A 21,792-nucleotide genomic window follows, 5' to 3' on the forward strand; every position below is an offset into this window, starting at 1 on the left:
ACCCAAGCGGACAATTCCTAGGAGAAGCATTCGCTTTTGCCCGGCAATTGGCTTCGAAGCGGGAGTGCTATGATGTTGATGAATCGATTGGGGGATAAACCCCGGTTTGACGTCCGAGTAATTGGCGTTGCTGCGTTCATTATCGTAAGCGCAGCCAGCAGTGCCGCGCTTGCGGATGCCACCCCGGATAATGCCGATCCCATCAAGCTTTTCGTGGATGTGATGGGCGATAAGTTGGACACGACGTTGCAACAGCATGAAGCGACGCCAAGCGATCCCAACAAGCAAATCGATCTCGGCGGTGTTCCGTTGGTCTTGGGAGCGAAGGACGCAGACACGGCTAGTCGGGGCATATCGGCCGGGGCAAATGGACGATATAGCGTGCCGCTCTCGGGTAATTTTTCGCTCATCAACCGCGGCTCGTTCAGCAAGACCAGTTATCTCGAGACGTCCCTGATCGGGTCAATGGCCATGAGCGGAGGATCCGAGCTGCATTACCACAGTGGCGATTTGACGATCGGTTTGCGTCCCGATCTGGGATTTGCCTTTAACGGCATGACGCTGGACCAGCTGAATTACAGTATTAACAGCAATGTCTCGACAAATCTCCCCGGTGGGCTCGTAGCAACAATAACGACCGCTTACGGCCGACAGACGATAGATGGCAGCGACAGCCTCACGACCTCAGGCAATACGACGCTTTCTTATGTTTTTCCGGGTTCGGTCAAGGTGGATATCAATTATGTCTTCCAGCACTCAACTGCAGCGGACAATGGTGGCGATCTGCAGGGCCCGACGCTGAGTGCGACAGTACCCTTCGGCTCGGATATCGATTTCGCCGCCCGCTACTGTTTCACGCAAGTTGCGGGAAACGGCCTCGCGGATCTGCAAATGAATCAGGACGGAACGCAAACGGTCGGCCTGGCGGCGGACTGGAATATCGGCGCGCAAATCGATGCCGATATCAAACTGAAGGCGAGTTATGATTATATCCGTGACGGTGCGACGACGGCCGGACAAACGCAGATACAGCATGCCGGAACCGTCGGGATGGCAATGAAGTTCTGAGCTCCCTTCTATTGCAGCGGCCAGACCAGCATCAGGGATGGCACGCCGATCAAGACGACCAGGACCGATAGCGGCAAGCCAAGCCGCCAGTAATCACCGAAGCGGTAACCCCCGGGGCCCATTACCAGCGTATTGCATTGATGCCCGATCGGCGTCAGAAAATCACAACCCGCACCGATTGCCACCGCCATCAGAAAAGCGTCGGGCTTGTAATGCAATGCGGTTGCGAAGCTTGCAGCGATGGGCGCCATGACCAGCACCGTGGCGGCATTATTGAGAAACGGCGTCACCGCCATCGCGACAACGAGAATGAGACCAAGTGCGCCGTAAGGTGGCAATTGCACCGCCAATTGCGATAACCAACTGGCGATTAGATCGGTTGTGCCGGTCAGCCGCAGCGCATCACTGACCGGAATGAGAGCGCCCAACATGATCAGAATTGGCCATTCGATGTTGTGGTAGGCCTCGCGGAGCGGCAATGCCCTGGTCAAAACCATCAGAACAGCCGCGCCGAAGAAGGCGACTGCCACAGGGACGATACTGAATGCTGTCAGCACCATGGCAGCGGCGAGAATAGCGAGGGGCAGCACCGCGCGACGCATCTTGCCGAGGCGGATGGTGCGGGCCGCTAAAGGCAGGCAACCTAACTCCTGCAAGCGGTCCGGCAGGTTATGGAGATTTCCCTGAAGCACGACGACGTCGCCGAGTCGCAAGCTGATGCTGCCCAATCGGTCGATAATGCGTTGTCCGGTACGGCTGACGGCCAGCAGATTGACGCCGAAACGCTCAAACAAGGCCATGCGTTGGGCCGATAGTCCAATCAGGGGCGAGCTTTCACCGATAACCGCTTCGATCGCTTCGATCTCAGCATGCGGTTCGGTGGCGGCGGGCTGGCGATGATCGGTGGTCAGTTTCAGCTTTCCACGTGTCACCATATTGTCCAAGGCTTGCGGCTCACCTTCCAGCAGCAGGATATCGCTCGCCTGCAATACGGCATCCGGCAGCGGTTTCGATGGCTTCTGAGAGTCGCGCAGGATCGCCGTCACCATGGCGGCGCCGTCAGCGAGACGCTGCAGATCGGCAACGGTCTTGCCGATGACGGCGGAACTCGCCGTTACCTCGGCTTCGGTCGTATAGTTCTTGATATCGAGAGCGGCCTGCATTCCCGCCGTCTCGCGGCGTCGCTCTGGCAGCAGTCTATATCCGAAGATCAAGAAAATGATGCCGACAACGGAAAGGATCGCACCGACCGGGGTGAAATCGAACATGGAGAAGGCGTGGCCGGTCATGTCATGGCGGAGGCGCGAAACGATGATGTTCGGCGATGTGCCGATTTGCGTCATCAGGCCGCCCAACAGCGAACCGAAAGAAAGGGGCATCAAGAATTTCGATGGCGCCGTGCCTGAACTGCGCGCCATCTGAAAAGCGACCGGAATCATGATGGCCAAGGCGCCGATATTTTTTACGAAGGCCGAAAGCAGGGTAACGGTCGCGATCAGTAGGCCAAGCTGTAACGGAACGGATCTGATATGTGGAGACAGGCGTTGCAGCAAGGCTTCCATAATTCCGGTTCTGGCAACCGCGCCGCTCACCACCAGGGCGCTGCCGACGATGATCACAATTTCGTCGCTGAATCCCGAAAAGGCTTTGTCATAGGGAACCACCCCTAAAGCGAGGGCGGCTAGCAAGGCCAGCATGGTGACGACGTCGTAACGCAATCGGCCCCATATAAAAAGTATCATCATGCCGATGATGATGGCCGTCGACAGCAGCTGAGACTGATTCATTCGTTTTTGGTTCCCGGAGCGGTTCGTGTCAGTAAGCTAGGCGATTGCCACTGGTTCCACGACAAATTTTTACTCAAATGATGACCTCGGCCAATCCGGGTGCGCGGAGATGCAAAGGGCAGTTCCTGCCGGGAGACGATTCTGCGCTAAGATGCCGCGCCGGTGGATGGCCAGCGGCGGTCACTCTTGCTGTCTGCCGGGGAATCCTGCTAGGCATGCGTCTGGCTCCTGGTCGGAGCCATCCCCGGAAGGGGAGGGGAGCTGGTGGATGGCGTTTCAAGTTTTCCAGATGAGCCGACGTGACCGGCGCTGGGTCAGCCTAGCGGCCGGCTTGCTGGCGGTATGGTTGCAGATCCTCGCACCCTTTTCATTGATGGCGGGGATGCAGATCGGCATGGCAGGCAGCGCCTCTGCCACCGCAGATGCCATTGCCTATCTTTGCCAGCCGATGGCGCCGGATCACAAACAGGAAGATCCGACCAGCAAGAAGCCGGTACGGGCCGATTGCCAGATTTGCCAGACGCTGCATCTGCTGGCCAATGGTTTAGCGCCGGCATCGCTGGTCCCGCATCTTCCGGCCCTGCCGCAATACTCCTACCAACTGGATGGCGATCATTCGCCATACACTGTTGTCGCGACGCTCGGCTTTTCCTCCAGGGCACCGCCAATCCTCTGAAGCAACCGAATGACTGATTTCCGCTGTCGCTGAAGCGACGACGGTGGATTCGTTGAACTTGCTCAGATGGAGTAATCTATGCTTCGCGCTTATTCAGTGGCGCTGGCTGCCATGTTCTGCCTGGCCGCGCCCAACCTTGCTTTTGCTCACATAACTTTTGAAACGGCGACGGCTCCGGCCGGCAGTACCTATAAAGCCGTCTTACGTGTCCCGCACGGCTGCGCCGGTTCGCCGACGACATCGATCCGCGTGCAAATTCCCGAAGGCGTCAGGCAGGCAAAGCCGATGCCAAAAGCCGGTTGGACCCTGACGGTGAAGAAACACAAGCTTGCTCAGCCTTACGATTGGTACGGAACCAAGGTTGAGGAAGATGTCAGCGAGATCGATTGGTCCGGTGGCAATCTGTCGGACGCGTTCTATGACGAGTTCGTCTTCCGGGCAAAATTGCCGGAGGACGAAGGTAAGATTATCCGTTTCCCGGTCATTCAGACTTGTGCACAGGGACAAGAGAAGTGGATCGAGATTCCGGCAAACGGCCAGGATGACGACAGCGTCGAAAGCCCTGCGCCGGGTGTCAAACTCGGCAAGAAAAGCAGTCAGGACGACTAGTGATCAGGAGGTCGAGCCGAAGCCAGCGGGGGTCGCCCGATCCTTTATGTCATGTATGCGGTGGACTGGCCGGCCGAACCGGCGCGGCGCATTGCGGACAGCTTTGACTTGAGGTTTTTTTGGAAGGCGGAAATGATGGAGAACAAAATGAAACGATGGCTCGCCGTGCTGGGGCTCATGTTTTTGGCCATGCAGGCAAAGGCAGCGGATGTGCAGATCGGCAATCTTACCGTGACGCAAGCCTGGTCGCGGGCGACGACCGCGAGTGGGCAAACGGGTGCAATCTATCTCGATATCGAAAACCATGGGACGGAAGCGGATCGTTTGACTGGTGCCGAAACCCCGGTCGCCTCGATGGCGCATCTCCATGCCACGGTCATGGACGGCGATATGGCCAGCATGAAAATGGTGGACGGGGTCGATCTGCCGGCGGGGCAGACAGTAAGCCTCAAGCCGCAATCGATGCATCTGATGCTGATGGGATTGAAACAGCCGCTGAAGAAAGGCGAAAGCTTTCCGGTCACCTTGCAATTCGAGAAGGCGGGCATGGTCGAAGTGAAAGTCGTGGTGGAGGCGGCGGGCGCTCTCGGGCCGAGCCGTCAATAGCTGCACAGGAATGAGCGTTCGGATGGCGCGGCAGATATTTGGGGCGGTCGGCCTTTTGATGCTGGTTCTGCTTGGCGCGGCACCGGCATCGGCACATGCGGTCCTGGAATCCGCCACGCCTTCCGATCGCGCTGTATTGCAGGAACCGCCCCGCCAGTTCAGCCTGCGTTTCGATGAGCCGGTCGTTGTCACCGATCTGCGCCTGGTTGACCAATCCGGGCGGTTGCTCTCGCTCACCATGACGACGGCTGACCGCGTCATCAACGGCACCATCGCGGAGAACATGGCGCCGGGCACCTATACGCTCAGCTATCGCGTCATCTCCGGCGACGGCCATCCCGTTGCGGGCGCCGTTCAGTTCCAAATCGGGGCCGGGGCCGAACATTGGCTTGCTGCGGAACATGGCTTCGCTGCTTGGCAATGGGGGGCCTTGCTGACCCGGTGGATGCTGTATTTGGGGGCTTTCCTGACCTGGGGCTCTGTCTGGTCGGGTTTGCGTGGTAAACCGTTTCATCGCCAATTTGCGATCCTCTGCACAGTCGCCGGCGGCATTGCTGCCATCCTGGAAATCGGCTTCCAGGGAATCGGCATGGTCAGGGGATCGATTACCGCGCTGGCAGGCACAGAGGTCTGGCGGGTTGGGGCGGCCACTTCTGAAGGGCGTGTCGCGGCTTTGATCCTCCTTGGTCTCGTGCTCAGTTGGTTGAGTACCCAGCCTTCTGCCGCCTCGACACGTTATGGCTTGTTGGTTGCGGGCAGTCTGGCAATCGTTCTTGCCTTGGCGACAACCGGGCATGTTGCGGCGATCAGCTGGCTGGCTTGCCTTGTCCTGGCGGTGCATGTGTCGGTCGCGATTCTGTGGGTCGGCTCGATTGCCTCTCTGCTGCGCAAGCCGGCGATCTCGCCGGAAAATCGAATGCCTTATTCCGCTTTGCTGCAGAAAGCCGTTATTTGGATCACGATTGCCGCCGGACTTGGTCTCGCCTGCTGGCAGATCGCGGCGCCATCGATGGTGCTGGCGACGATTTATAGCAAAGTCCTGGCAGCCAAGGCCCTAACCGTCCTGACAATCCTGCTTTTGATGGTAGCGAATCGCCATTTCCAGGGGGCGGCACGCAAGGCCTTAGCTGGGGGCCAGGTCGTTTTGCTGGTTGCCGTACTGGGCCTCACGGCCGCACTCGGCCAGTTGACGCCACCACGTCATTTGCTGGCGGCGCAGGCTGACTCGGCTTCCCGCCAATCCGCAAGTGATCAGATCCCCTTGTTGCAGGAAATGGTCCATGACCGCGATGCCATGGCGGAGATCGAGATCAAGCGAGGTGAGGAGGGCAATTACGATCTCGTCGTGCAATTCGCCGACCTCACCGGAAAACCGCTGGATCCCGCGCCTGTGACAGCCAGCTTCCGGAATGATGAAGCCGGCATCGGGCCATTGACGCGCGATCTGTCGCCGGCAGCAGAAAATGGCGCATACCGATTGCAGAATATCCGCCTCCCTGCCGGCGGCCGATGGCAGGTGGAGATCAAGGCGGATCTATCCGATTTCGACCGGCGTATTTTCAAGGCAGAACTGACCACCACGCCCTGATCTCGGTCGCCCGGTTGTTTTCAGGAAAAGGGAATGCTGGCCAGGGATGCTCATATCTTTATAATGCCGCAAAATTCGGATTCGGAGGCTCATATGAAGCTGTTGCAATTCGCGGCCATCGCCGTTGCCTTTAGCACCCTGGTCGGAATTCATACGGCTTCCGCCATCAGTTCGGAGAATGATGCGGGGGATACGAGCAGCACTGCCCCACTGGCCGATCCAGATCAGGCGACGGAAAATTTCGGCAGCTCAGGTGAGGGGAGCGGGTCGTTCTCGATCATGGTGCCGGACCAGTCGGGCGACCAGTTGCAGTTCGGTACGACCGATCTGCCCCTGCTGCCCAGCTTCCCCAGCGATACGTCGCAATAAGGACCCGCGCCGGCAGGCAAGCTGCCGCCGGGTCTCCGCGATAACTAGTCTCAGTGACGCGACGAAAGCAGCAGGCTGCGACCTGCCTGCGTCAGCTTGCAGACCAGCCAGTCCGGCTTCAGCGGATTGCTGAACCAGGGCTCGGCCCAGCCATGGTCGATGCAGCTGCGGATCGTCCGCTCGCTCACCTTCTGACCCCATTCATCGAAGAGCGGGAGCTTGCCCCCGGGCTGGTTAAGCCCGCGCTTCAGCCAGGAGATTTGGGCATCGGTCGGATGTGACGCATCCGGATGGGGCGTTGCTTGTGCCGACGGATTGACGATGGATAAATTCGGCGACATTGCCACCCCCATTGATCTTCTCAAGGATCACTTTAACCTAAACCGAACCTGTCGCCAAGTATTCTGTATGTTCAGTCTTCTAGATGGTTTTGTTGAAGTATAGAATGATGGAGGACTTTCTTAAGGTTACGTCTTAGGTCGGCCGAGGATCGACGAATTCTTGCTGTCTCAATCCCGGCGTAACCGCGGCAATTCAATGGCGGGACACCGGTTCATCACCACCTGTAATCCGGCGTCGCGGGCCAGTTTCGCGGCCTCATCATTGACCACACCAAGCTGCATCCAGACGGTGTCGGCGCCAATCGCGATGGCATCCTTGGTGGCTGACAGGGCGGCTTCGGAGTTGCGGAACACATCCACCATATCGATATGCCCGGTCACCTCCTGCGGGATGTCGGCCAAGCTGGCATACACGGTTTCACCATGGATCTGCTTGCCGGCAAGGCCGGGATTGACCGGAATGACCCGGTATCCCTCTCTTTGCAGGAAGGCCATGATTTTGTTGGAATCGCGCGCCGGCTTTTCACTGGCGCCGACCATGGCGATGACCTTGGTCTCCTGCAGGATCTTTTTGATGAGACCGTCCGGATAAGAATCTGATGTCAAAGCTTTTTCTCCTCGAATCTCATGTGATCAAAGCTTGATCGGTTTGCCGAGACGGCCAGCGAGATCCTGAATGAATTGCCAGGCCACACGGCCGGATCTCGCGCCCCGGGTCATTGACCATTCGACCGCCTGGGCCCGCAGGTCATCCTGGGCGATCAGCAGGTCGAGCGCTTTGGCATAACCTTCGATGATCGCGAAGTACGTATCCTGATCGCAATTATGGAAGCCGATCCACAACCCGAAGCGATCCGACAAAGAGACCTTTTCCTCGACGGCTTCCGACGGATTGATCGCCGTTGACCGTTCATTTTCGATCATGTCACGCGGCAACAGATGGCGCCGGTTTGAAGTTGCATAAAAGATGACGTTATTCGGCCGGCCTTCGATCCCGCCTTCCAACACAGCTTTCAGAGATTTGTAACTGGTATCGGCGGCGTCGAAGGAGAGGTCGTCGCAGAACAGAATGCAGCGACGCGGCTGTGAACGGAGCAGGCCAAGCAGCCGGGGGAGGGTCGGCAGGTCTTCCCGATGGAGTTCGATCAGCGCGAGGCGCTGCATCGCATCGGCTGAACCGATCTCCTCATTGATCGCCGCATGAGCAGCCTTGACCAGCGAGCTCTTGCCGGTACCCCGGGCGCCCCAGAGCAGGGCATTATTGGCCGACAGCCCCTTGGCAAAGCGACGGGTATTGTCGAGCAGTGTCTCCTTGGAGGCATCGATACCTTGCAGCAGATTGATATGGACCCGGGAGACGCTCGGTACCGGTTCCAGCCAGCCATGTTCCGAACCGGTTTCGCCGATTTGCCAGACGAAGGCATCGGCAGCCGTCAGGTCGATGCTTTTCGGCACCGGCGGGGCGAGGCGTTCGAGGCTAGCGGCGATCGACCGCAGGAGGGCAAGCGTATCGTGATCCGGCATCGGGTAATCCATTCATGGAATTCTGACCTGGATGTTCAGTATGCCGGGGAGCGCCTGGGCAGGCCAGGATCAAACCGACGGTCGTCCACATGGTTGATATGCATGCAGCGATAAGCGGACAGGCATATTAGATGCCGAGGTAATAAGCAGAGACGCCGCAAGCAGCGCCCACGGCCAAGGCCCAAAGAGGATTGCGCCGCGTGAAATAGACCATGGCGGCCGTGCCGGCGGTCAAGGCGATATGCAAGAGCGAAGAATCAGTTGCCCGGGCCATCACCAGACCGCTGGCCGCCATCAGGCCGATGGCGATGGGCACGAGCGCTGCCTGCAGCACCTTCAGCCAGGTCGCGCCCCCCAGTCTCGCCCGGATGCGGGAGAAGGTGAAGGTCAGCAGGCATGAAGGCAGGCACATGGCCAAGGTGGCGACGGCAAGGCCGCTCCAGCCGGCGAGATGCCAGCCGATCAGACTGACGACCAGGACATTGGGCCCCGGCGCTGTCTGGGCAATGGCGAACAGATGGGCGAACGTGCCATCCGTCATCCAGCCTTGTATCGTCACCACCTGGCGATGCAGCTCAGGGACAACCGCATTTGCACCACCGATCGCGACCAGCGAGAGGGCCGCAAAGGTGATGGCCAATTGTCCCAGCAGGGAAGAATTCACCGGCGGCTCTCCCAGACGGTGAGGATGACGCTCGCTGGCGCCAGGCCGATCACCACCCAGACCAGCGGCCATTGCAGGAGGCCGGCGCCCAGGAAGGCGAGGCAGCCGATAAGAATTGCAACGCGCGTCGGCCGCAGCCGCCGTCCCATCTTCAAAGCCGTGCCGATGACCAGTCCGGCTGCCGCCGCGGCAACGCCATCGATGGCGGCTTGTACCAAAGGCAGACCGCCGTAGCGATCATAAAGCGTCGCCATGCCGAGCAGGATGGCGAGCGGCGCCGCCATCAATCCGCTAAGCGCGGCGACTGAGCCGATCGCTCCCTGGAAGCGATCCCCCACCATGACCGAAACATTGACGATATTGGGGCCCGGCAGAACGGAACCGAGGCTGAGGAGGTCGGCAAATTCTCTGTCGTTCAGCCATCGGCGCTCTTCGACAACAATCCGATGTGCCCAAGCAGCAACGCCGCCGAAGCCGCACAATCCCATTTTCAGGAAGCCCATGAACAGGTCACCCAGGCTCACATATTCGGCTCGTATTGCCTTGTCGGTATCAGTGCTGCTGTTCATTGGAAATCCGCTTACATGCGCTTAAGATGTCGTATCTCTCCTTTGAGAACAACGGGATTCTCATGCGGAGATCTGTGATTTATAGTCACAAAATGTCTCGGCGATTACCCTCTCTTACGGCCTTGCGCGCCTTCGAAGCCGCGGCGCGTCACGAAAACCTCAGCCGCGCGGCGGAGGAGCTTTTTGTCACCCATGGCGCCATCAGCCGGCAAATCCGCGAGATCGAAGCCGAGCTCGGCACCGCCCTGTTCGAAAGGCGCGGGCGGCGCTTGGTTCTGACGGAAGCCGGGCGCTCATATCAACGCTCCGTCACTTCCGCCTTCGATGATCTGGCAGCCGCGACCGAACGTCTCCGCCATGCCGCCACGGCACGTCGCCTGACCTTGAATGTATTATCGACTTTCGCGATGCGTTGGCTGATACCGCGGCTCGGGCGCTTCCAGCAATTGCACCCGCAGATCGAGTTGCGGCTCGTGACCTCCGACCGGCCGATCGCGCGTTTGGGTGAACCCTTCGATCTCGCCGTGCGGCGCGGGCCGGAGGATTGGGCTGGCTATCGATCGGATGCCTTTATGACCGAACAGGAGTTTCCCGTCTGCAGCGCCGCGCTTTTAGCCCGCAATCCGATTACGACGCCGGCGGATTTGCACCGGCATGTCCTGCTGGAAGCGGAGACGCGGCCGGAAAGTTGGCGTCGCTGGTTGCGTGCCGCCGGCGTGCCGCAACTGCAGCCGGCGGGTCGACAGCATTTCGATCATTTCTACCTTTGTCTTGGGGCGGCCGAGGACGGATTGGGTGTGGCGCTTGGGCCGATGCCGTTACTCGCCGACGATCTTGCGGCTGGTCGCCTGGTCGCGCCATTGCCCGATCTGTTCGCGCCGGCCCGCTCATATTACTGGGTCGTGCCGGAGCGCCTCGCCGGCGATCCGACCGTCCGCGCCCTCAGCCAGTGGCTGGAAGAGGAAGGGCGACGGACGGTCGTTTAGGGATCTCAGCGATTATGCAGCGGCTTCGATCGCCGACAGGCTGACGCGCTGGCTTTTTGGATCAAGCGTTAGGCGCCGGTCATGGAAGCGCGCGAGGCCGCCGCGATGCGCGATGCTGATAATCGACGCTTTCGGCAAGCGCTCAACCAGCAGACGATAGATATGTTCTTCATTGGCTTCATCCAAAGCAGAGGTCCCTTCATCCAGGAACAGCCAGTCCGGCTTGACCAGGATCGCACGGGCGATTGCCAGACGCTGCTGTTCGCCGCCCGACAAGACCATTGACCAGTTATCCGTCTCGTCCAACCGATCGACAAGATGGCCGAGATTGACGCTGGCCAAAGCGTCTATCAGTGCTTCCCGGCTGAAGGCACCCGGACCCAGCGGGAAGGTCAGGGCGTCGCGCAGACTCGCGATCGGAAGATAAGGCCTTTGCGGGAGGAAAAGCATATTGGCCTGTTTCGGCAGATGTACCTTGCCGCGTCCGAATGGCCAAAGCCCGGCCAAAGCCCTGAACAATGTGGTCTTGCCACTGCCCGACGGGCCGCTCACCATCACGCGCTGCTCCGGCAACAGCGTCAGATCGACATCATCGAGTAGAAGTCGGCCGTCGGGCAAGGCGACGTCGAGATTGTCGACGACCAAGGCATTGTCGGCGCGATCATGGGCGCTGAGGCGCGCCATCTGTGCCGCGTCGGCTTGCGCGTAATCAATGGCATCGACAAAGGCGACCAGACGATTCACGCTGGCTTTCCAATCGGCCAGGGTGGTGAAGCTGTCGACAAACCAGGATAAAGCTCCCTGGACCTGACTGAAGGCCGAGTTGATCTGCATCAATCCGCCGAGTTGGATTGCACCTGAAAAATAACGTGGCGCACCTACGAGGAAGGGGAAGATCACGGCAGCCTGGCCATAGAAAGAGGTGAACCAGGTGATGCGCTTGGTCTGCCTCATGTAGAGATACCAGTTGTTCCAGATATCCCGGAAGCTTCCCTCCAGGCGTCGCGTCTCATCCGCTTCACCGCCATAGAAGGCAACACTCTCGGCATTCTCGCGCAGGCGGCTCATGCCGAAGCGGAAATTCGCGTTGAAGCGTTCCTGCATGAAATTGGTATGCACCAGCGGTCGGCCGATCCAATAGGTCAGCACGCTTCCGATCAGGGCATAGATCAGGGCGACCCACAGCATATAGCCGGGAATGGTGATGTTCATGCCGCCGAGCACAAAACTAAGCGGCCCGGACAAGGTCCACAAGATGAACATGAAGGAGAACAGCGTGACGATGGAATTCAGCAATCCCATGGCAATGGCGACGGTTTGCTGAGTGTACAGGTTGATATCCTGCTCAATGCGCTGCTCCGGGTTGTCCGTCCCGTAATCCTTGAGCTGCAAGAGATAATAGACCCGATTGCCCAGCCATCTTTGCAGGAGATTCTCCGTCAGCCATCGCCGCCAACGGATCATCAGCATCTGCCGCAAATAGAGATAGTAGACGGCGATGACGATATAGACGAAGGCGAGAACGGCGAATTTGCCGAGCTGGTATTTAAAGGCGGCAAAATCCTTGTTCTGCAGTGAATTGTAGAAATCGTTGTACCAATAGTTGAACAGCACATTCATGCCGACCAAAGCGAGATTGAGGGCAATGACGATCACGCTGAGCAGCCAGGCCAGCTTCCAATCGGCAGACCGCCAATAGGGCACAGTCATCGCCCAGAGTTTTGACATGAAGCTGCGTTGCGGCCGAGCGAGGTCAGGCGCTCCGGACGGCGCAGGACTCGGGAGCATTGGCGGTGTGGCGCTGTCTGTCGGCGGCATGGGGCGGCATTCCCGTATTTTGAAAGATGCCGAGCAGTCTAACCATGCGATCAGGGAATGCCAGTATCAGAACGTAACAAACTGTGACGGTTGTCGCAAAGACAAGGCCGGAGCGGGGCTCCGGCCTTTCCTTTCGATAGATTGTCACCACGGTTAAATTGTATAGGAATCCGCGGGCCTGCGGCTTTCATAGCCATTCAGGGCGCAAAGCCGATCGACCAGATCAAGCAATTGTTGCAGTGCCTGCTCTTCGGTGAGCGCGGTCGTATCGATGGTGAGATCCGGCTCTTCCGGCGCCTCATAAGGCTGGTCAATCCCGGTAAAGTTCTTGATCTCGCCCTGCAGCGCCTTCTTGTAGAGACCTTTGGGATCGCGCGACTTGCAAGTCTCGATATCGGCCTGGACATAAATCTCGGCGAAATTCTCGCCGACGATGCGGCGCGCTTTCTCGCGGTCCGCCTGCCAGGGAGAAATCAGCGAGACAAAGACGATCAGGCCGGTCTCGGCCAGCAGCTTCGCGACCTCCGCCGTGCGACGGATATTCTCGGCTCGTGCTTCGGGGCTGAAACCTAGATCGCTGTTGAGGCCCTGGCGAAGCGTATCGCCATCCAGAACCACGACCTGACGGCCGCGCTGGAACAGGCGGTGCTCGGCGCTGACCGCCAGCGTGGACTTGCCCGAACCGGACAAGCCGGTCAGCCACAAGACGGCGCCGCGATGGCCATTAGCCGACGCACGATCGGCGCTGCCGATCGATTGCGTCGGGCTGTAGAGATTGCGGCTTTGATCGACGGCACCGGCATGCAGGACGATGGCGCCGCCGACGATATCCCCGTCCCGCAGCAGCACGCCGCGACCGGTTTTGGCGAATTCATCGAATTTATCGAGCGCCATCAAGGCCGGGCTGCGCAAGGTCACTTCCGCAACCGCATTCTGGTCGATCCGGTCGGATTGAGTGGCGGCCAGATTGCCGACATCGATCACGGCGTGGATGCGCTCGACGAAAACCGGATATTCCGAGGTCGCGACCTTGAGCTTGAGGCGGTCACCGGCGAGCAAAGGCGCGGTATCCAGCCAGAACAAGCGCACCGTCGCCTGGTGGGCGAGGTGGGGCTGATGTTCAATATGGGCGGCGATATCACCCCGCTGGATGAAGAGCTCGTCATCCAAGGTCAGCGCGATCGACTGGCCAGCGCCGGCCGCGATCTGCGGTGCGGCATTCCAGCTCTCCAGGCTGGCGATCCTTGCCTGCTTGCCGGAGGGCGAGAAGATGAGCCGGTCGCCGACGCGCAAGCGGCCGCTTTCGATACGGCCCGCAACGATCCGGCGATGATCGAACTTGAACACATCCTGGACCGGCAGGCGCAGATGCTGATCGACCGGCGCCGGCGCCGGAACGAAATTGTCGAGGACATCGACGACGGTCGGCCCGTCATACCAGGGCGTCTTCTCCGAGCGGCTGGCGATATTGTCGCCATTGCGCGCCGAGATCGGCACCAAGGCCAGGGGCGTCACGCCGAGCTGGCCGAGATAGTGACGGATCTCTGCGGCGACGGCGGCATAACGATCCGCATCGTGATCGATGAGATCGATCTTGTTGATGAGGACGGCAACCTGGCGCAGGCCGAGGATATGCAGGATCAGAGCGTGGCGGCGCGATTGCTCGCGCACACCTTCGGCCGCATCGATCACCAGGAACGCGGCCTGGGCCTGGGCGACGCCGGAAATGGCGTTCTTCAGAAATTCCTTATGCCCCGGCGCGTCGATGATGACATAGCGGCGCTTCGCGGTGGTGAAGAAGATCTGCGTCGTATCGATGGTGATGCCCTGATCGCGTTCCGCCTGGAAGGCGTCGAGAAGAAAAGACCATTCCAATACGCCGCCGCGCTTGTCGCTGGCCGCCTTGAGTTCGGCCAGCTTGCCTTCGGGGAGACTGCCGGTGTCATGCAGTAGCCGGCCGATCAACGTCGATTTGCCATGATCGACATGGCCGACGATGGCGAAGGGAAAGCGTGCCTTGTCGTCATTGGTATTGGCAGCCAGATTTGACGCCAGCTCTTCCTCGGCGATCGCCGCCGCGGTTGAAGTCGTTTGAGTCATTGTATCCCCCGCTTACATATAGCCGCTGGCACGCAGGCGCTCGAACGCATCCTCGCGTTCATGGTCCATTGCGCGGCCGGCGCGTTCGGATGTCTTGGTGGTTTCCAGTTCCTGAATGATTTCCGCAATCGTGCTGGCGTTGGATTCTACCGGCGAGGTGATGTCCTGATCGCCCAGCGAGCGGTACCGCTTGCCATTCTTCGAATAGTAGAGCGACACGACCGGAATGTTCTCCCGCTCGATATAGCGCCAGATATCAAGCTCGGTCCAGGCGAGCAGGGGGTGCACGCGGAGATGAGCGCCCTCCGGCAGGTCGCTCTTGAAGTGATCCCAGAATTCCGGGGGCTGGTCGCGGAAGTTCCAGGCGCCGTTATCGGCACGCGGGCTGAAGACGCGTTCCTTGGCGCGGGTGGCCTGTTCGTCGCGGCGAATGCCAGCGATAATGCCTTTGAAACCGAATTCGTTCATGACGCGCTTCAAGCCTTCCGTCTTGCGCGCGGCGGAACGGGCGGCGGGCGGCAGGCTGGGATCGACGCTATCGACCGGCGGGCAATCCCGCACGATCAGGTTCAGATTCCACTCCTTGGAGAAGCGTTCACGGAACTCGTACATTTCCGGAAACTTCTTGCCGGTATCGACATGAATGGCGGCAAAAGGCACGTGGCCGAGGAAGGCCTTGCGCGCCAGCCACAACATGACGTTGGAATCCTTGCCCAGGGACCAGAGCATGCCAAGCGGCTTCAACCGGTTATAGGCTTCGCGCAGAATATAGATGCTTTGGCTTTCCAAAGCGTCGAGATGACTCACGATCGGATACTCCCGGGATAATCGTTCAGATATGAATGCCGCATTCTGTCTTGTCGGTGCCCGACCAGCGGCCGGCACGGCTGTCATCCTCCGTCGCAACGCGCGCGGTACAGGGCGCGCAGCCGATGGAACGGTAGCCTTCGTCGAAGAGCGGATGTTGTGGCAGTTTGAAGTGTCGGAAGGCTACGCGAATCTCGTCTTCGCTCCAGGAGGCCAGCGGATTGATCTTCACGCGCCCGTCGATGGCTTCGGCAAAGGGCATTTGTTTGCGCGCCGATGTCTGGTAGCGCTTGCGGCCGGTGATCCAGGCATCGACATCCTTCAAGGCGCGCTGCAGCGGATCGACCTTGCGGATCTGGCAGCAGAGGTTGGGATCGCGCGACCACAAATCGCCTTTGGGGTCCAGTCGCTTTATCTCTTCGAGATTTGGCTCCAGTGCCCGCGCATCGGTGAAGCCGAAACGTCCGACGAGAATGTCGCGATACATCAGCGTTTCGGTGAAATGCTTGCCGGTGTCGATGAAAAGAATCGGCAGGGTCCGATCGGTCTCGGCGACGAGATGCAACAGGATCGCTGCGTCGGCGCCAAAGGAGGAGACGACGGCAAGCCGGCCCGGTGTCACTGTTTCCACCGCATCCCGAAGAATTTCCTCGGCGCTAGACTGGTGCCAGCGGGCATTCAGCCTGGCCGCCAGCTCAACGGGACCTTCCGTTGCCGCGCTGATGGGGGCATCTTCCGGTAATGCCAGGCCTGAGGCGATTGAAGCCGAAATATCTGTCATGATGTTCACGCATGCGATAAGGAGCGATGGCTCCTATGGCTGGTCCCACAAGAATTCCTTGTGGATAGATGTCATGCTGTTAATCTTTCCACAAGATAGAACATTTCACTGATGTGTTAGAAAATAAAACAACACAAAATCAGTGTCTAATATATGGACGGAAGGCGCGCTCGCGAAAAGGCGGCAAAAGCTCGGAGTGGGAAGAAGTAGGTTAGCGCGGGCGCTCCCGTTAGCGCCGTGCCGTTGCTTGCCAAACCAGCACGGCGAATAGCAAGGCGCTCAGCGCGAGCAGCAGCGAACCAATCACAGCCAGCGGTACGCCGAGCGGCAAAGGCATGATGGCGAGCGCAATGCCCGGCACGAAGATGACGAGACCGAGATGTGCGATGACGCCCTGTATAACGGCAAGGCGCGACTGTCCTTGGACGGGGAAACGCGCCAGGAAGAGTCCGTAGATCGAAATCGAGACCCAGCCCACAACCGCAAGATGAGCATGGGCGGGGAACAGGCTGTGATCGCCGATGATCCCCATCCAGATCCCCCAGATCATGGCGATGACGGCATAAATGGCGGCCCCGCGGAAATGCCAGGCTGCAATGCAAGGCAGACCGGTTTCGGTCGTCATGGTTTGAAATCCCCCAATGATGTTCCCCAAACGCGCCGAAGATAGGCCATAAGGTTGCCATGATCCAGCGGGTTGCCGAACGGGACGGGCGCAATTCGCAGTACTCTGTCGAATTTCCTCAAATCACTCGTCAATCCCACGCATATGCTGGCTGCATATGTCGTTATCCTGCAAGTGAGGGAGTGAAGATGAGCGACCAGGTGCGCGTCATCCGCCGGGGCCACGTTTTGGAGATCACCTTGGATCGGCCAAAGGTCAATGCGGTCGATGTGACAGCCAGCCGGGAGCTGGGCGAAGCTTTCGTAATGCTGCGCGACGATCCGGAACTGCGTGTCGGTTTGCTTACCGCGGCCGGTGAAAAGATCTTCTGCGCCGGCTGGGACATCAAAGCTGCTAATGCCAATGGCGAAGTCGGCAAATGGTGGGAAATCGATTACGGCCCGGGCAAATTCGGCGGCATCACCGAGCTTTGGGACCTGAACAAGCCGGTGATCTGTGCCGTCAATGGCCATGCCTTGGGCGGGGGCTTGGAAATTGCGATCGCCTGCGACCTTATCATCGCTGCGGACCATGCCGAATTCGCCATGCCGGAATTGCCAATCGGCATCCTTCCGGATTCGGGCGGCATTCAGCGTATTCCGCGACGGCTGCCTTACAACATTGCCATGGAGATGCTGCTGCTCGGCCGCCGGATGAGTGCTCAGGAAGCGGCTCATTACGGCATGATCAATAAGGTCGTGCCGAAGGAGAGGCTGATGGAGACGGCGCGCGAATGGGCCGATGCCATTGCCGGCGGCGCGCCGCTGACGATTCAGGCGCTGAAAGAATCGCTGCGCGAGATCGAAATGCTGAAGCTGAAGGACAGTTTCGACCTGATCCGCAGCGGCACCTTGCCAGCCTATGAAAAGGCGCTGAATTCGGAGGATTCCAAGGAAGGCGTGCTGGCCTTTGCCGAGAAGCGTCCGGCACATTTCAAGGGCCGTTGACCGGTTCTGAAGAAAAGAGAAAGGCGCCGACCATCGAGCCGGCGCCTTTTCGATTCAAGCGGCTGATCGTTACTGTTCGAAGGGCCGCAACAGTGCGCGCGAGATGATGTGGCGCTGGATTTCTGAGGTGCCATCCCAGATGCGCTCGACCCGGGCATCCCGCCACAGGCGTTCGACGCCGACTTCTTCCATCAGGCCCATGCCGCCGAAGATCTGCACCGTGTGATCGGTCACGCGGGCCAGCATTTCCGTGGCATAGAGCTTCGCCATCGCATAATCGCTGTCGGTGACGGTGCCTTCATCGCTCTTCCAGGCGGCACTCAACGTCAGGAAATTTGCCGCTTCGATCTCGGTCACCATATCGGCGAGCTTGAAAGAAGTGCCCTGGAACTTGCCAATGGCTTGGCCGAATTGCTTGCGCTGCGCTGCCCATTGCAGCGCCATATCGAGGGCGCGATAGGCGCGGCCAACGCATTGCGCTGCCACGGTGAGGCGGGTCGCGCCCAGCCAGGTATTGGCTACGTCAAAACCGTGATGCACTTCGCCCAGAACCTGGCGCTTGTTCACCCGGCAATTATCGAAGAACAGCTCGCAGTGATGGAAGCCGCGATGCGAAACAGATTTGTGGCCCTTGCGGACGGTCAGGCCCGGCGTCTCCTTGTCCACCAGGAAGGTGGTGATCAGTTTCTTCGGGCCGCGCTTGGTTTCTTCAACGCCACTCGCCGCGAAGAGCACGATGAAATCGGCGACATCGGCGTAAGAGATGAAATGCTTGTTGCCATTGATGATGAAATCATCGCCATCCTGTTCGGCGCGGGTCTGCATCGAGCGCAGGTCCGATCCGGCATTTGGCTCGGTCAGCGCGAGGCATTCCACCCGTTCGCCCCGAATGGCGGGGAGGAGATAGCGCTCCTTCTGTTCGTCATTGCAGGCGCGCAGGATATTGCTGGGCCGAGCCACGGCATATTGCAAAGCGAAGGAGGTGCGGCCGAGCTCACGCTCCAGCAAAGCAAGTCCGACATGATCGAGACCGCCACCGCCGAGATCTTCCGGCATGTTGGCGGCATAGAAGCCGGCATTGATGGCGCGTTCGTGGATCTGCTTGATCAGTTCCGGGCGCACGTCATCGGTCTGCTCGACCTCGTTTTCATAGGGCATCAACTCCTTCTCGACGAAGGCCTTGACGCTATCGACGAGCATCTGCTGCTCGGTGGTCAATCCGAAATTCATCCTTGTCTCCCCAAGCTGACGACCGGGCGTATTCTCACGCCTTCGGCTTCAGCTCGATTGTGCGGCTGCTATAGGTGGAGGGCGGCAAAGCATCCTGCGCCGCCTGGATTTCCTGCAGCTTGGCTGCGATTTCCGGGCGGAACGGAGCCGATTTGGCGCCCTCGGTGGTATCGACATGCAGCAGCATGAACTCCGCCGCCGCGACCGGATCGGCGTGATCCGGGCGGAACATCTCATGATAAAGCTGCATACGCTTGGCATCGTGGCGAATGAGGCGCGTGCGGATTTCGACTTCCACGCCTTCCTTCACTTCGAGCAGGTAATTGATATGGCCTTCCAACGTATATAGCGACGTCCTGGTTGCGCGCCGCGCCGCATCATCGAGGCCGATATAGTCCATAAAGGCATCGGTCGCCTGGCTGAAGATCACCATATAATAGGCATCGTTCAGATGGCCGTTGTAATCGACCCATTCGGGTTTCACGACGGCACGGTGCAGGGAAAGCGGCGCGGCGGCAACCATCTGTCTTAGTCCTCGAACTTGAAGCCGTGACGTTCCTTGACGCCCTTGATCGCATCGATGACGGCGATGATGCAGTCATTGCGATAGCGCTCCAGTTCCTTGATCGAGCGGCCCATCTTCTGCGGCTCGGTACCTTCGACCACCTTGTCGATCAGCTCATCGGTCAGCTTCGGCGCAATGAGCTTGGTCCAGGGCAGTTCCAGCGCCGGGCCGAACTGCGACATGAAGTGGCGCATGCCGGCATCGCCGCCCGCCAGAGTATAGACCAGGAAGGTGCCCATGAAGGACCAGCGAATGCCGGCGCCGAAACGGATCGCATCGTCGATCTCGCCGGTGGTGGCGACACCTTCATTGACGAGGTGCAAAGCCTCACGCCACAGGGCTTCCAGCAGCCGGTCGGCGATGAAACCGGGCACTTCCTTGCGGACATGCAGCGGGCGCATGCCGAGCTCGGCATAGATCTTCTTCGCCGCTTCGATCGCTTCCGACGAGGTCTTCTCACCGCCGACCACTTCGACCAGCGGCAGCAGATAAACCGGGTTGAAGGGATGGCCGACCAGGCAGCGCTCAGGGTTGGTTGCCTCGGCATAGAATTCCGTCGGCAGCAAGCCCGAGGTCGAGGAGCCGATGATGGCATTCGGCTTCGCCGCCTTGGACGCCTGGGCATGCATCTTGATCTTCAGATCCTGACGCTCCGGGGCGCTTTCCTGGATGAAGTCGGCGTCCTTGACGCATTCCTCGATGGTCTTGACGAATTTGAGGCGCGATTGCGACGCACCCGGCTTCAGGCCGATCTTTTCCAAAGCCGGCCAAGCATTGGCGACATTGGCGCGCAGGATCTCCTCGGCATTCTGGCCGGGATCCCAGGCGACCACATCGAGGCCATGGGCAAGGGCGCGAGCGACCCAGCCGGAGCCGATCACGCCGGTGCCGAGGGCTGCAAAGGTTTTGATATCAGTGATGACGGACATTGGGGTTATCCTGATTGGTATCGTTCGGAGTTCGACTTGCCCCTCACCCTAACCCTCTCCCCGGCGAGGAGAGGGAAGATAGGCACTATGGCCGAGCACTCCCTCGCCCCACTTGTGGGGAGAGGGTCGAGGTGAGAGGCTTATCTCGTTCTTAGCCGCGGGCCTTGAGGCCGAGCTTCTTGCGGCCTTCGGCCGGAGTCAGCGGCCGGGCTCCCATGCGGGTGATGATCTCGATCGCGCGCTCGGTCAGCGAGCCGTTCGAAGCATGCACGCCCTTGTCGAGCCAGATATTGTCTTCGAGACCGATACGGATATTGCCACCCAGCAGCACCGCCTGCGCCACCATCGGCATCTGCATGCGGCCGATGCCGAAGCCGGCCCAGATCGCGCCCTGCGGCATGTTATCGACCATCGCCTTCATCGTGGTGGTATCGGCCGGGGCACCCCAGGGAATGCCGAGGCAGATCTGGAACAGCGGATTGGCATCCAACAGGCCTTCCTTCTGCAACTGCTTGGCAAACCACAGATGGCCGGTATCGAAGATTTCCAGTTCCGGCTTCACGCCCAGTTCCTGGATGCGCTTGGCACCGGCGCGCAGCTGGTTCGGGGTCGAAACATAGATGTAATCGCCATCGCCGAAATTCAGCGTGCCGCAATCGAGCGTGCAGATTTCGGGCAGCAATTCCTCGACATGGGCGAGGCGGGTAATGCCGCCGACCAGATCGGTGGCTTTGCCAAACTTCATCGGATCTTCGCCCGGGCCGATCTCGAGATCGCCACCCATGCCGGCGGTCAGGTTGATGATGATGTCGGTGCCCGAGGAACGGATGCGGTCGACCACTTCGCGGTACAGATTGACGTCGCGGCTGCCCTTGCCGGTCTGCGGATCGCGTACATGGCAATGGGCAACGGTGGCGCCGGCTTTCGCGGCTTCGATAGCTGCATCAGCGATTTGCTTCGGTGTCACCGGGATCGCCGGATGCTTGCCGACCGTGTCGCCCGCGCCGGTCACGGCACAGGTGACGATAACTTCGTAATTCATGACTGCCTCCCTGATATCGGATGTAGCGAAAACGTCCTCCCTGACCCCGTTTGGCCGGTACTCGATCGGGTTTTCGCTTCGATTTGCATGGTCCTCCGCCGGACATTTTCCCGTTTGATTAT

General features: G+C 59.5%; 23 protein-coding genes. 8 read left to right on the forward strand and 15 right to left on the reverse strand.

Annotation, left to right across the window (positions count from 1 at the left end; translation table 11 throughout):
- Window positions 1-69: 69 nt before the first annotated feature.
- A complete protein-coding gene (locus SMD27_RS06855) occupies window positions 70-1,068 on the forward strand; it encodes a hypothetical protein (protein ID WP_320507629.1) in 999 nt (332 codons plus the stop codon).
- 8 nt (window positions 1,069-1,076) lie between these two features.
- Here SMD27_RS06855 and SMD27_RS06860 read toward each other — a convergent pair whose 3' ends face one another.
- Window positions 1,077-2,855: an SLC13 family permease gene (locus SMD27_RS06860; protein WP_320507630.1), complete on the reverse strand. Its 1,779-nt coding sequence runs from the start codon at window positions 2,853-2,855 to the stop codon at window positions 1,077-1,079.
- A 268-nt stretch (window positions 2,856-3,123) separates the two neighbouring features.
- Here SMD27_RS06860 and SMD27_RS06865 point away from each other — a divergent pair, with 268 nt between their 5' ends.
- From SMD27_RS06865 to SMD27_RS06885, 5 genes are all read left to right on the forward strand, one after another.
- Window positions 3,124-3,531, forward strand: coding sequence for a DUF2946 family protein (locus tag SMD27_RS06865; protein ID WP_320507631.1), 408 nt, complete (start codon window positions 3,124-3,126; stop codon window positions 3,529-3,531).
- Window positions 3,532-3,609: 78 nt separating this feature from the next.
- Window positions 3,610-4,140 carry a YcnI family copper-binding membrane protein gene (locus SMD27_RS06870; protein WP_320507632.1) on the forward strand — a complete coding sequence of 177 codons (531 nt, stop codon included), beginning with the start codon at window positions 3,610-3,612 and terminating at the stop codon, window positions 4,138-4,140.
- Window positions 4,141-4,287: 147 nt separating this feature from the next.
- On the forward strand, window positions 4,288-4,746 hold the full coding sequence (locus SMD27_RS06875; protein WP_320507633.1) for a copper chaperone PCu(A)C: 459 nt from the start codon (window positions 4,288-4,290) through the stop codon (window positions 4,744-4,746).
- 22 nt (window positions 4,747-4,768) lie between these two features.
- Entirely contained in the window at window positions 4,769-6,334 is a 1,566-nt protein-coding gene (locus SMD27_RS06880; RefSeq protein ID WP_320507634.1) for a copper resistance CopC/CopD family protein, read from the forward strand.
- A gap of 93 nt (window positions 6,335-6,427) precedes the next feature.
- Window positions 6,428-6,703 carry a hypothetical protein gene (locus tag SMD27_RS06885; protein WP_320507635.1) on the forward strand — a complete coding sequence of 92 codons (276 nt, stop codon included), beginning with the start codon at window positions 6,428-6,430 and terminating at the stop codon, window positions 6,701-6,703.
- Between the two features lie 50 nt (window positions 6,704-6,753).
- Here SMD27_RS06885 and SMD27_RS06890 read toward each other — a convergent pair whose 3' ends face one another.
- The 5 genes from SMD27_RS06890 to SMD27_RS06910 form a co-directional block, all read right to left on the reverse strand.
- The gene (locus SMD27_RS06890; protein WP_320507636.1) at window positions 6,754-7,044 is read right to left on the reverse strand and encodes a hypothetical protein; all 291 of its coding nucleotides are present in this window, start codon (window positions 7,042-7,044) and stop codon (window positions 6,754-6,756) included.
- Between the two features lie 168 nt (window positions 7,045-7,212).
- Window positions 7,213-7,650, reverse strand: a complete 438-nt coding sequence (locus SMD27_RS06895) for a CoA-binding protein (RefSeq protein WP_320507637.1) — start codon at window positions 7,648-7,650, stop codon at window positions 7,213-7,215.
- 27 nt (window positions 7,651-7,677) lie between these two features.
- Entirely contained in the window at window positions 7,678-8,568 is an 891-nt protein-coding gene (locus SMD27_RS06900) for an ATP-binding protein (protein ID WP_320507638.1), read from the reverse strand.
- 127 nt (window positions 8,569-8,695) lie between these two features.
- Complete coding sequence (locus SMD27_RS06905) at window positions 8,696-9,232, reverse strand: chromate transporter (RefSeq protein ID WP_320507639.1); 537 nt, start codon at window positions 9,230-9,232, stop codon at window positions 8,696-8,698.
- Entirely contained in the window at window positions 9,229-9,801 is a 573-nt protein-coding gene (locus tag SMD27_RS06910) for a chromate transporter (protein ID WP_320507640.1), read from the reverse strand. The genes SMD27_RS06905 and SMD27_RS06910 overlap by 4 nt, the downstream gene beginning before the upstream one ends.
- Before the next feature lie 92 nt (window positions 9,802-9,893).
- Between SMD27_RS06910 and gcvA the strand changes: the two genes are divergently transcribed.
- Window positions 9,894-10,787 (forward strand): transcriptional regulator GcvA, encoded by an 894-nt coding sequence (gene gcvA, locus SMD27_RS06915; RefSeq protein ID WP_320507641.1) that lies wholly within the window; start codon window positions 9,894-9,896, stop codon window positions 10,785-10,787.
- Between the two features lie 12 nt (window positions 10,788-10,799).
- Here gcvA and SMD27_RS06920 read toward each other — a convergent pair whose 3' ends face one another.
- The 5 genes from SMD27_RS06920 to SMD27_RS06940 all read right to left on the reverse strand — a co-directional run bounded on the left by SMD27_RS06920 (window position 10,800) and on the right by SMD27_RS06940 (window position 16,918).
- Window positions 10,800-12,515, reverse strand: coding sequence for an ABC transporter ATP-binding protein/permease (locus SMD27_RS06920; protein WP_320507642.1), 1,716 nt, complete (start codon window positions 12,513-12,515; stop codon window positions 10,800-10,802).
- A 243-nt stretch (window positions 12,516-12,758) separates the two neighbouring features.
- The gene (gene cysC / locus SMD27_RS06925; RefSeq protein ID WP_320507643.1) at window positions 12,759-14,705 is read right to left on the reverse strand and encodes an adenylyl-sulfate kinase; all 1,947 of its coding nucleotides are present in this window, start codon (window positions 14,703-14,705) and stop codon (window positions 12,759-12,761) included.
- A gap of 12 nt (window positions 14,706-14,717) precedes the next feature.
- Window positions 14,718-15,512: a sulfate adenylyltransferase subunit CysD gene (gene cysD, locus SMD27_RS06930; RefSeq protein WP_320507644.1), complete on the reverse strand. Its 795-nt coding sequence runs from the start codon at window positions 15,510-15,512 to the stop codon at window positions 14,718-14,720.
- 25 nt (window positions 15,513-15,537) lie between these two features.
- Window positions 15,538-16,293, reverse strand: coding sequence for a phosphoadenylyl-sulfate reductase (locus SMD27_RS06935; protein WP_320507645.1), 756 nt, complete (start codon window positions 16,291-16,293; stop codon window positions 15,538-15,540).
- 229 nt (window positions 16,294-16,522) lie between these two features.
- Complete coding sequence (locus SMD27_RS06940) at window positions 16,523-16,918, reverse strand: hypothetical protein (protein WP_320507646.1); 396 nt, start codon at window positions 16,916-16,918, stop codon at window positions 16,523-16,525.
- Window positions 16,919-17,106: 188 nt separating this feature from the next.
- Here SMD27_RS06940 and SMD27_RS06945 point away from each other — a divergent pair, with 188 nt between their 5' ends.
- Complete coding sequence (locus tag SMD27_RS06945) at window positions 17,107-17,904, forward strand: enoyl-CoA hydratase-related protein (RefSeq protein ID WP_320507647.1); 798 nt, start codon at window positions 17,107-17,109, stop codon at window positions 17,902-17,904.
- A gap of 69 nt (window positions 17,905-17,973) precedes the next feature.
- Here the strand turns inward: SMD27_RS06945 and SMD27_RS06950 are convergent, their stop codons facing one another.
- From SMD27_RS06950 to SMD27_RS06965, 4 genes are all read right to left on the reverse strand, one after another.
- Entirely contained in the window at window positions 17,974-19,134 is a 1,161-nt protein-coding gene (locus SMD27_RS06950; RefSeq protein WP_320507648.1) for an acyl-CoA dehydrogenase family protein, read from the reverse strand.
- Window positions 19,135-19,168: 34 nt separating this feature from the next.
- A complete protein-coding gene (locus tag SMD27_RS06955; protein ID WP_320507649.1) occupies window positions 19,169-19,657 on the reverse strand; it encodes a thioesterase family protein in 489 nt (162 codons plus the stop codon).
- 5 nt (window positions 19,658-19,662) lie between these two features.
- Window positions 19,663-20,628 carry an L-carnitine dehydrogenase gene (locus tag SMD27_RS06960; protein WP_320507650.1) on the reverse strand — a complete coding sequence of 322 codons (966 nt, stop codon included), beginning with the start codon at window positions 20,626-20,628 and terminating at the stop codon, window positions 19,663-19,665.
- Window positions 20,629-20,779: 151 nt separating this feature from the next.
- Entirely contained in the window at window positions 20,780-21,670 is an 891-nt protein-coding gene (locus tag SMD27_RS06965) for a BKACE family enzyme (protein ID WP_320507651.1), read from the reverse strand.
- Window positions 21,671-21,792 lie beyond the last annotated feature (122 nt).

Origin of the sequence: Dongia soli (assembly GCF_034044715.1) — a bacterium.
GTDB classification, from domain to species: Bacteria; Pseudomonadota; Alphaproteobacteria; order Dongiales; family Dongiaceae; genus Dongia_B; species Dongia_B soli.

Bases quoted from the DNA above. Each gene is read 5' to 3' on its own strand.
- SMD27_RS06855 (WP_320507629.1), top strand. From the start codon at position 70: ATGATGTTGATGAATCGATTGGGGGATAAACCCCGGTTTGACGTCCGA.
- SMD27_RS06860 (WP_320507630.1), bottom strand. From the start codon at position 2,855: ATGAATCAGTCTCAGCTGCTGTCGACGGCCATCATCATCGGCATGATG.
- SMD27_RS06865 (WP_320507631.1), top strand. From the start codon at position 3,124: ATGGCGTTTCAAGTTTTCCAGATGAGCCGACGTGACCGGCGCTGGGTC.
- SMD27_RS06870 (WP_320507632.1), top strand. From the start codon at position 3,610: ATGCTTCGCGCTTATTCAGTGGCGCTGGCTGCCATGTTCTGCCTGGCC.
- SMD27_RS06875 (WP_320507633.1), top strand. From the start codon at position 4,288: ATGAAACGATGGCTCGCCGTGCTGGGGCTCATGTTTTTGGCCATGCAG.
- SMD27_RS06880 (WP_320507634.1), top strand. From the start codon at position 4,769: ATGGCGCGGCAGATATTTGGGGCGGTCGGCCTTTTGATGCTGGTTCTG.
- SMD27_RS06885 (WP_320507635.1), top strand. From the start codon at position 6,428: ATGAAGCTGTTGCAATTCGCGGCCATCGCCGTTGCCTTTAGCACCCTG.
- SMD27_RS06890 (WP_320507636.1), bottom strand. From the start codon at position 7,044: ATGTCGCCGAATTTATCCATCGTCAATCCGTCGGCACAAGCAACGCCC.
- SMD27_RS06900 (WP_320507638.1), bottom strand. From the start codon at position 8,568: ATGCCGGATCACGATACGCTTGCCCTCCTGCGGTCGATCGCCGCTAGC.
- SMD27_RS06910 (WP_320507640.1), bottom strand. From the start codon at position 9,801: ATGAACAGCAGCACTGATACCGACAAGGCAATACGAGCCGAATATGTG.
- gcvA (WP_320507641.1), top strand. From the start codon at position 9,894: ATGTCTCGGCGATTACCCTCTCTTACGGCCTTGCGCGCCTTCGAAGCC.
- SMD27_RS06920 (WP_320507642.1), bottom strand. From the start codon at position 12,515: ATGTCAAAACTCTGGGCGATGACTGTGCCCTATTGGCGGTCTGCCGAT.
- cysC (WP_320507643.1), bottom strand. From the start codon at position 14,705: ATGACTCAAACGACTTCAACCGCGGCGGCGATCGCCGAGGAAGAGCTG.
- SMD27_RS06935 (WP_320507645.1), bottom strand. From the start codon at position 16,293: ATGACAGATATTTCGGCTTCAATCGCCTCAGGCCTGGCATTACCGGAA.
- SMD27_RS06940 (WP_320507646.1), bottom strand. From the start codon at position 16,918: ATGACGACCGAAACCGGTCTGCCTTGCATTGCAGCCTGGCATTTCCGC.
- SMD27_RS06945 (WP_320507647.1), top strand. From the start codon at position 17,107: ATGAGCGACCAGGTGCGCGTCATCCGCCGGGGCCACGTTTTGGAGATC.
- SMD27_RS06950 (WP_320507648.1), bottom strand. From the start codon at position 19,134: ATGAATTTCGGATTGACCACCGAGCAGCAGATGCTCGTCGATAGCGTC.
- SMD27_RS06955 (WP_320507649.1), bottom strand. From the start codon at position 19,657: ATGGTTGCCGCCGCGCCGCTTTCCCTGCACCGTGCCGTCGTGAAACCC.
- SMD27_RS06960 (WP_320507650.1), bottom strand. From the start codon at position 20,628: ATGTCCGTCATCACTGATATCAAAACCTTTGCAGCCCTCGGCACCGGC.
- SMD27_RS06965 (WP_320507651.1), bottom strand. From the start codon at position 21,670: ATGAATTACGAAGTTATCGTCACCTGTGCCGTGACCGGCGCGGGCGAC.